We start from the raw sequence: 485 nt of genomic DNA on the forward strand, positions 1-485 counted from the left end.
CTTCTCCACCGATACGGCATCGGGTTCGGGTGGCCTCAACGCGGCGCGCGTCGTCGCCGATACGGTCGATGCCATGGAAGACGGAAGGCTGAAGCTGTTTGGCCAGGAAATCCATCGGCTGGGCCGTCCCTGGCTGGAAAGCCGCCATGTCGAAGTGTTGGCCAGGCTCGCCGCCCGCAACGGCCGGCTGGTGCCACCCGGCGAGTTCATTCCGGTGGCCGAGCGGTTCGGCATCGCGTCGCGGCTCGACCGCTGGATCATCCGCACCGCGCTGTCGCGGCATGGTGCCGCCTTGCGTTCGGGGGCGTTGACGCTTGGCTTCAATCTGTCGGCGCAGACGCTGAGCGACCCGCAGCTTTGGGACTTCGTGGACAACGTCATAGAAGAAACCGGGGCGCCGCATTCGGGCATCGGCTTCGAGATCACCGAAACCGCCGCCGTCACCAATTTCGACGCCGCCGAACAGTTTGTGCGCAAGGCGGCAC

At 66.0% G+C, this 485-nt stretch carries 1 protein-coding gene; it reads left to right on the forward strand.

Annotation, left to right across the window (positions count from 1 at the left end):
* The coding region (locus tag EN984_RS37210; protein ID WP_164766056.1) for an EAL domain-containing protein at window positions 1-485 on the forward strand (485 nt) is incomplete at both ends.

The sequence above is a fragment of the Mesorhizobium sp. M7A.F.Ca.CA.004.12.1.1 genome, assembly GCF_003997835.1.
GTDB lineage: Bacteria > Pseudomonadota > Alphaproteobacteria > Rhizobiales > Rhizobiaceae > Mesorhizobium.